Source organism: cf. Phormidesmis sp. LEGE 11477 (assembly GCF_015207105.1).
Classification (GTDB): Bacteria; Cyanobacteriota; Cyanobacteriia; order Phormidesmidales; family Phormidesmidaceae; genus Phormidesmis.
The window spans coordinates 1-4,515 of sequence record NZ_JADEXO010000209.1 but is presented as its reverse complement, the minus strand read 5'-3'; the positions used below and the strand labels follow the sequence as shown (position 1 = coordinate 4,515).

Below are 4,515 nucleotides of genomic sequence, written 5' to 3'. Positions count from 1 at the left end.
CGCTCCTACGCTTAGCGTACTTCAGAAGACTCTCAGACTTCCACTTTCGTTCGTTGCGACGGCACTCTCTGCTCTAGGGGATTTGGGTCTACCGCTCCTACCTCTAAACATACAAGGGGACGGAAACTTTACTCCTCAAACATTGAAAACGCTACTGCTTTAGTTCAAATTCCACTACCCCGCAAGGGGACGGAAACAAGAAGATGGGTGCAATTTTAGCGCCTAGAATGTATCGTTCAAATTGGGTACATCCCACTTTTGCAGAGGTAAGAATACCAGCTACATAGGAGCGTTAGGCCGCCGATGCATAAGTTAGCATCGAGAATGCACCGTTGAGATAGGCACAGCGCTGATTCAACACCTGCGGCACATTCTCCCGGTTCCACTGCGCCCCTGTCAGCTTGACTCGCGCGGCAATCTGTTTGATGCCTGCCTCAATCTCACCCGAGCCAATTGAGTCTCCTATCCACCAGTAATAATCGTAGTTCACGAGGCGGTGTCGGTGTTTTTGTAAGTAAGCCATAAACTGCTCAGCATGGTCATCACGGCATTCTTCTAGTCGTGCAATAGCTGTTTCCACTTTGCCTTCCCAAAGCAGCTCTTCAAGTTCAAGCAACTGGTCTGTTGAACTGTCCACTTTGGCTAAGTTCTCCATCAGGTGATACCAATCGAGAATCTCTCGCCGCTGCGATTTTGTCCCAATCTCAGCGACGATGTTCCAGACGCCATCATGACCATCGCCGAGGCAGGTCACAGTATCAGCTAAGGGTTGTCGATTCGCCCAGTCAATCAGGGTTGAGTTATCTCGAAAGCTCGCACTGATTATCTGTTGATGTAGCTTGATAGCCTTGTAGTCGCGCCACTCGCAGGGCCTGTCCTGCGGTGTTCTCAATCGTACTTTGCCGCCATCGACACTCAGCTCTTCTACTGGGTTTTGAGCCGTCGTTGGGCGCAAGTCCTGACGATGGACTAATCGCTGCTGGGTACTGTGCCCAACGCGCTGTCCGGTGAGTATTGCGGCGAGGTTCAGCGGCGGGTAACACTCTCAATGCGATTTCTTTCCCGACAGTCCGCGCGATTCACTAGACGAGAGGCTCTGCCAACGCATAGGCTGGATAGTTGTCGCCAACCGCCTTCCGTGATCGCCCCTCATGAGTCCAGCTCTTTCCATCGTTGCCAGCCTTTCCTCCGATGTTCGTCAAGATATCGGCGTCCAAGTCCTATCGAGATCTCGACCCATCAGCGACATCGCCGCGACGCACCAAGTGAGTCGAAAGTTCGTCTACCAGCAGGGCGATAAAGCACAGCAGGCTCTGGATGAAACTTTTGCGCCGTCCAAAGGCGATGATGATGTTCTGTTTCAGCTACCAGTGACCAAAAACTGGCTATTTCAGCTAATTTTGGGCTTGGTGCTGATCTGCCACAGCTCCTATCGCGGCATCGTCGAACTGTTTCGCGATCTCTTCGATGTGTCGATCAGCGTCGGCACCGTCCACAACCGACTGCAAGCGGTCACTGAAAAAGCCGCTGAAATCAATCAAAGCCAAGACCTATCGGGCATTGAGGTGGGTCTTCAAGATGAGATATATCAGTCGGATAAACCCGTGCTAGTGGGTGTCGATGCAGCCTCCACCTACTGCTACCTCCTACAGAGCGCAGACCACCGTGATGAAGACACCTGGGGCTTTCATCTACTGGATGTGATGGCGCAAGGCTTCGAGCCGAAATATACCATTGCAGATGGTGGCAGTGGCCTACGAGCAGGCCAAAAAGCAGTGATGCCAGCAGTGCCCTGCCACGGCGATGTGTTTCATATCCAGCAGCAGTTTGAACAGGTCGCTAATAGTCTAGCCCGCCAAGCCCAAGGGGCCACGACGCGGCGCATCAAACTGGAAGAAAAAATTGCCCAGGCTAAGCTAAAAGGCAAGATAACCCAAAAGCTGACCATCCAACAGGTGAAAGTTAACCGCCGAGAGCGAGGATTAGTCGCTCGTGCCCGAGATGTCAAGATTCTCCTACAGTGGTTTGAGCATGATGTGATGGCATTAGCTGGGCCAGACCTAGCCGTGCGGCAGGAACTCTTTGACTTCATTGAGATAGAACTCAAACAGCGAGCAGGCAAGCAATATCCGTCCATCCGAAAGCTGAGGAAGGCACTGCATAACCAGCGCGACCAGCTATTGGCATTTGCGGGTGTTGTTGACCAGAAACTGACAAAGATTGCGAGAGATTTTGAGCTGCCGCTACAGGCCGTACGCGACGTCTGCCTGCTGCATCGAAAATCGCCTACCTCTAGTGCTTACTGGACACGATGGAATCAGCTACATGCTCAGCTTTCAGTGAAGTTTCATAGGTTGATGGCAGCGGTTGATGAAGCACTTAAAACAACACCCAGAGCCAGCTCGATGGTGGAAAATCTCAACTCTCGCTTACGTAATTACTTTTTCCTCCGACGAAGTCTCGGGGATTCCTATTTGAGCTTGCTCCAATTTTTTGTCAACCACCGCTGTTTTCTCAGGTCTCGGGTGCCGGAACGGGTGGGGAAAAGCCCCAAGCAATTGCTAACTGGCCAGCCCCATCCACATTGGGTGGAGTTGCTGGGTTTCGAGCGCTTTCAGAGGACGTAGGCACTGACGAAATCAGCCAGATAAACCATCGCTGAGGATGGTTCACTTTGTGCTGCGAGTGTTACCTAAAATCGACCAAAACTGAACCACGCCCGATCGCTCTGCTGGATATAACTGACCGTGACCTATTAGCATGAAAGCAACAAAGAAGGGGGCGATCGCACTTCCGTAGAAAAACAACTGGACAACGATGGCGGTAGCAACAGGTAGAGACAAGCGCTTTCTCGCAAGTGTGTTTACGAGTAATCACATCATCACAGCGGCACAACAAGCAAGCACTAGCAGCGATTACAGACTGCTCTAGTACCCTGCCTCGCCCCCTCTAGCTCAGTCAGTGACGGCAATGAGAAAGGGGCAATCACGCTTCTATCAATCAGCGCTAAGGGCAGCAACGGTGGGAAGCCAGAAAGCCAGAAATCATACAAGGCGATCACGCAATCGAGGACGGTACAGCGGCGGGCCATGCTTGCACCAAACTCATTGAAGCAAACTACTCACAGTCCCGATAGGGGCAGTCCATGACTCATGACCTCATTCGATAAAGCAGAGGACGCATCACACACTTCTTTGGTTCACGACCCTTCGCACCTCACTGTCTTCCGATGACTCACGAAGACCCTCTGAGAGCAATAGCTCTTTCATCTGCTCGAAGTAGCTCGTTAGTGTCTCCTGCTTAGGCCGTTCATCTGCAATCTGTGCCTCTTGCTCATAGCGCTCTGTAGCAATTCTTTCCTCAGGTAAAAAGAAGTCCCGGCGGTTAGCCGGGGCACCCTAAACGAGATGTCTAAAGCCTTCAATCGTGAATCTATTAGTATTTATAGCAATTCCATTCTTTTCTTTCCTCGCCGCAATGAAGATGGCCTCACTCGAAAGAAAATATGTACTTATGAAGTATGGGGCTGCATACGGGATGATCGTTGTTATCACCTCGATTTTTGGTTCTTGCACAGGCGGCACGAGCGGCACGGGCGGTAACAATGGCCCTTATACCTTGCGATGCACTAGAGCTGATGGAAGTAGTGAAGTATTGAGTAACAGGACATCTAATCCTTGTTCTGATTCTTCAGTTTGCAGTTGCAGAAAGATTTAGCGCACAGTGGACTACTGACTATCTGCTGAGCCTGAATCTAGTCACTTGTCTCATTACCACGCTGCCCAGTCTGTAGGCGGCGCTGGTAAAGCTGGTGGGCGATCGCTTCTATTTGCCTCTGTTTTCTCACTGGTCGCTTTGTCTGCCACGTCCACTTCAGTCCTCTTAGCTTCATCTTCAGTCCCACCGCTATCCACCTCATCCACTGAAGTCGATTAACGCATGGAAAGAGCAATCGTGGCGAGGAAAAGAGGGGGTGATCGCAATCGGCAGTCAATGATGATAATTCTCGTACGAATTTAAAAACAGCCTAGACAGGCCAGTCTCAAGGGAATAGGAGGCGATCGCTCTACCCAGTACACAGACAATTGAGTATCCCAGCATTTTCAGATTCTATATAGAATACGAAATAATATAGATGTGGCAAGAACGAGGGCGATCGCTCGGCTATTTAGACAATGGACCCGGCCTGCTTCAACTGGGCACCAGCACTAACAGCTAGAAAACTAGAAAACCTGAACTATGCAAGGTGGCCTCACTGCCGAGGACAGTGCAGCGGTAAAGTGAAAGGCAATCGCTCTATGGAGGGTTGCGTGACAAGGATAGTCACGTTGAGAATTAGCAGCAGCGTCCGGCACTGGCAACGACAGCGATAGCAGCGATGGAAAAAACTGTAGTGACCCCCAAATTTAGGACAGCAGCTAGAGAGAGTAATCTAGAGTCCATAGGGGGCAAGCATCATGGCAAACAAGCAAAGAAACTACAGCAGCGAATTTAAGGCCAAAGTCGTCCTAGAGG

The 4,515-nt window shown here is 50.8% G+C and carries 4 protein-coding genes; 1 reads left to right on the top strand and 3 read right to left on the bottom strand.

Annotated features, from left to right (window positions below; translation table 11 throughout):
• Positions 1–292: 292 nt before the first annotated feature.
• Entirely contained in the window at positions 293–955 is a 663-nt protein-coding gene (locus IQ256_RS28490) for a hypothetical protein (protein WP_193859063.1), read from the bottom strand.
• Positions 956–1,151: 196 nt separating this feature from the next.
• On the opposite strand from IQ256_RS28490, the gene IQ256_RS28485 reads away from it, so the two are divergent.
• Positions 1,152–2,627, top strand: coding sequence for a hypothetical protein (locus IQ256_RS28485; protein WP_193859062.1), 1,476 nt, complete (start codon positions 1,152–1,154; stop codon positions 2,625–2,627).
• Between the two features lie 42 nt (positions 2,628–2,669).
• On the opposite strand, the gene IQ256_RS28480 is transcribed toward IQ256_RS28485, so the two are convergent.
• Both IQ256_RS28480 and IQ256_RS28475 read right to left on the bottom strand, forming a co-directional pair.
• Positions 2,670–2,843, bottom strand: coding sequence for a hypothetical protein (locus IQ256_RS28480; protein WP_193859061.1), 174 nt, complete (start codon positions 2,841–2,843; stop codon positions 2,670–2,672).
• Between the two features lie 927 nt (positions 2,844–3,770).
• The gene (locus tag IQ256_RS28475; RefSeq protein ID WP_193859060.1) at positions 3,771–3,923 is read right to left on the bottom strand and encodes a hypothetical protein; all 153 of its coding nucleotides are present in this window, start codon (positions 3,921–3,923) and stop codon (positions 3,771–3,773) included.
• Positions 3,924–4,515: the final 592 nt, after the last annotated feature.